Source organism: Staphylococcus devriesei, assembly GCF_002902625.1.
Classification (GTDB): domain Bacteria; phylum Bacillota; class Bacilli; order Staphylococcales; family Staphylococcaceae; genus Staphylococcus; species Staphylococcus devriesei.
Window position 1 is genome coordinate 1 of record NZ_PPRG01000098.1, and the last position, 2,809, is coordinate 2,809.

A 2,809-nucleotide genomic window follows, 5' to 3' on the forward strand; every position below is an offset into this window, starting at 1 on the left:
ATATAAATACTTTGTTTATACTTATAAAGTTTAATAATAAACATCTATAAATATTACTATATATTAAAAATTTATATAGTAATTTATGATTAAATAAATTAAAATAATTTTAGTAGTGTTAAATAAATTTGAGAGGTGCAACTAAATGGAATGTTCAAAATGTGGGGGACGCATAGATAGCAATGATAAATTTTGTCAACATTGTGGTCATGATTTAACTACTAAAAAAGCTGAAAATGAAAATCACACACAAACAAAAATAGCAGATCATAACTTATCATGCCCTAATTGTCATGAGCCAATAAACTCTAATGACAAGTTTTGTATTAATTGTGGATATAACTTATCTGATAAAATAAGTAGTCAACCGAGAGAGGAACTTTATAATCAAAGCACTCAACAAGTAGAGAGTGAGATTGCTGATAATACTAGTTTAGCTGATGAAGCTAAAAATTTATTTAATAATACAACTAAATCAATAGGTCGTTTAGCCGGTAATGATGAAGTGTTAAATTTAAATTTAAAAGATATGTTTTCAGAGGTTTTTAAATCGCATTCTAAACATGAATCAGATGATGTCTTTATTGCAGGGACTAAAAGCACGACTCCTCTTATTACAGAAGTATCACAAGAATGGGGGAGACCATGGGTATTTTCACGTGTATTTTTAGCGTTAGGAATTACTTTTATAGCTTTGTGGGTCTTAGCAAACACCTTTGCTAATGATAATGCCATTCCAGGTATGATTTTTATTGGGGCATTAATGGTGCCTATCTCTGGAGTTATATTTTTCTTTGAATCAAATGCTTTTCGTAATATTAGTTTCTTTGAAGTTTTGAAAATGTTTTTTGTTGGAGGGGTATTTTCATTATTAAGTACTATTATTTTATATAACTTTGTTTCATTCAGTGATGAATTTCAAACATATGGAATTATGACAATTACAGATGCATTTTTAGTTGGTTTAGTGGAAGAAACTGGTAAGGCAATTATAGTGATATTATTTATTAATTCTCTTAAAACAAATAAAATTTTAAATGGTTTACTTATAGGGGCATCAATAGGAGCAGGATTCGCTGTATTTGAATCGGCTGGATATATTTTGAAATTCGGTTTATTTAGTTCTGGTTATCCAGATTTAAGTATAATGAGTGAAATGGTCATCTTAAGAGGGTGGTCTGCATTAGGATCTCATCTAGTATGGGCTGCAATAGTTGGCGCCGCGGTCGTTATTGTAAAGGATAGTAGTAATTTTAATTGGTCAAATATCGGGGATAAACGCTTTTTATTCTTTTTCTTTATATCTGTAATTTTACATGGAATTTGGGATACAGATTAGTAATACATATTTAAAATTTGTGATTTTAATTATTATCGCTTGGATTTTTGTATTTATTTTAATGAGATCTGGACTTACACAGGTTAATAAGCTTCAAAAAGAATATATAGAGCGAAAGGGGAACTAAAATATTATGAAATATTGTCCAAATTGCGGTAAACCAATTAAAGAAGAGCAAACATTTTGTAATAATTGTGGGGTTAAGTTAAATAGCAATAAGCAATCTTCTCAAAAGCAATATTATGAAGATAGTAGAAATAATCTTCCTCCAAGACAAAATTCTAATTATCCATATTATAATGAGGAAGATAAGCGAGGAACAGGATCTGTAATTTGGAAGGTTTTATTGGCTATTTTTATAGTTTTAATAGTAGGACTATTATTTTATGGTTTATATTATGCTTATAACCAATTTATAGCTAATGACAATCCTAACGTTACTTCGTAAAATAGTGATTCCAGTTCTTCAAGTAGTGAATTACATGGCCCTCACCTTGATGTGTTTAGTGATGTTTTTGATAAACAATATATTAAAGCACCTTCAAAAGAGGGATATGCAGGAATATACAAAGGCATGAGTAAATCAGAAATTGAAAATAAATACGGAAAATCTGATGGAAGCATGTTTTTAGAAGGTAGTCATTATGATAAATATGGAGATATTGGTGTTGTATACAATGAAATTAACGAAGTAATTAATGTAGTAGTTGCGCCTAGTGATGTGTCAGAAACAAGTTATACAGATGTTTATGGTCAGCCTGACAATCGTGAAAACGATAATTTAATTTATGATGCATATAAAGATAATAATTTTAGTGTCATTGTAGTAGTAGAAGATGGAATGGTTAAAGCTATTAAAAATGTCAATCAATTACCAAGTAGCGATTAGATTATTAGTAAAAGTAACCTCCCTAATGAATATTTAAACGAAAAAAGCCAACCCTGATAATAGGATTGGCTTTTTTCGTTTAAGTATTGAAGTTATAAAATAATAATACTAGGAATTACCATTATACGTTTATTTAATAATCTCGATTGTAAAAGGTACGACATAATTTTCGCCTTTATTTACAGTTACGATTGCTAATATAGTGTAAACAAGACATACAATTGAAAGTACGAATAGTAATAGATAACCAATAAGAACAGCTGTTAGTATCAAAGCTCCTACACCGTATAAACCATAACTAATTGCATAATTTATATAATTCTTTCCTTGTTTATTTAAATAAGATGACTCATCTTTTTTAATAATCCAAATAATTAAAGGACCGACAAAACCTGTAAAGAAAGTAAGAATCCACATTAACATAGCCATAGATTTTTCATTTTGACTTACATTTTGAAAAGCTTGAGGGTTTTTTGATTGATTTTGTAAATTCATTTTTAAGTTTCCACCTTAATAAAATTTTATTTTAAAATATGTTGTTTTAGATAAGTAGTCTGTAATAAAAGTAATTCATTTATAAC

Annotated in this window: 3 protein-coding genes and 1 pseudogene; 3 read left to right on the top strand and 1 reads right to left on the bottom strand. The window is 28.5% G+C overall.

The annotated features are described in order from the left end of the window. Window positions 1-145 precede the first annotated feature (145 nt). From CD147_RS11560 to CD147_RS11570, 3 genes and pseudogenes are all read left to right on the top strand, one after another. Window positions 146-1,466 (top strand): annotated as a pseudogene (locus CD147_RS11560) (PrsW family glutamic-type intramembrane protease). Between the two features lie 6 nt (window positions 1,467-1,472). Next, the gene (locus CD147_RS11565) at window positions 1,473-1,787 is read left to right on the top strand and encodes a zinc ribbon domain-containing protein (RefSeq protein WP_103167599.1); all 315 of its coding nucleotides are present in this window, start codon (window positions 1,473-1,475) and stop codon (window positions 1,785-1,787) included. Window positions 1,788-1,913: 126 nt separating this feature from the next. Next, window positions 1,914-2,228, top strand: a complete 315-nt coding sequence (locus CD147_RS11570; protein ID WP_103167600.1) for a hypothetical protein — start codon at window positions 1,914-1,916, stop codon at window positions 2,226-2,228. Window positions 2,229-2,357: 129 nt separating this feature from the next. On the opposite strand, the gene CD147_RS11575 is transcribed toward CD147_RS11570, so the two are convergent. Beyond that, window positions 2,358-2,723 carry a DUF4870 domain-containing protein gene (locus CD147_RS11575; protein ID WP_103167601.1) on the bottom strand — a complete coding sequence of 122 codons (366 nt, stop codon included), beginning with the start codon at window positions 2,721-2,723 and terminating at the stop codon, window positions 2,358-2,360. Between the last annotated feature and the right edge of the window lie 86 nt (window positions 2,724-2,809).

Bases quoted from the DNA above. Each gene is read 5' to 3' on its own strand.
- CD147_RS11565 (WP_103167599.1), top strand. From the start codon at position 1,473: ATGAAATATTGTCCAAATTGCGGTAAACCAATTAAAGAAGAGCAAACA.
- CD147_RS11570 (WP_103167600.1), top strand. From the start codon at position 1,914: ATGAGTAAATCAGAAATTGAAAATAAATACGGAAAATCTGATGGAAGC.
- CD147_RS11575 (WP_103167601.1), bottom strand. From the start codon at position 2,723: ATGAATTTACAAAATCAATCAAAAAACCCTCAAGCTTTTCAAAATGTA.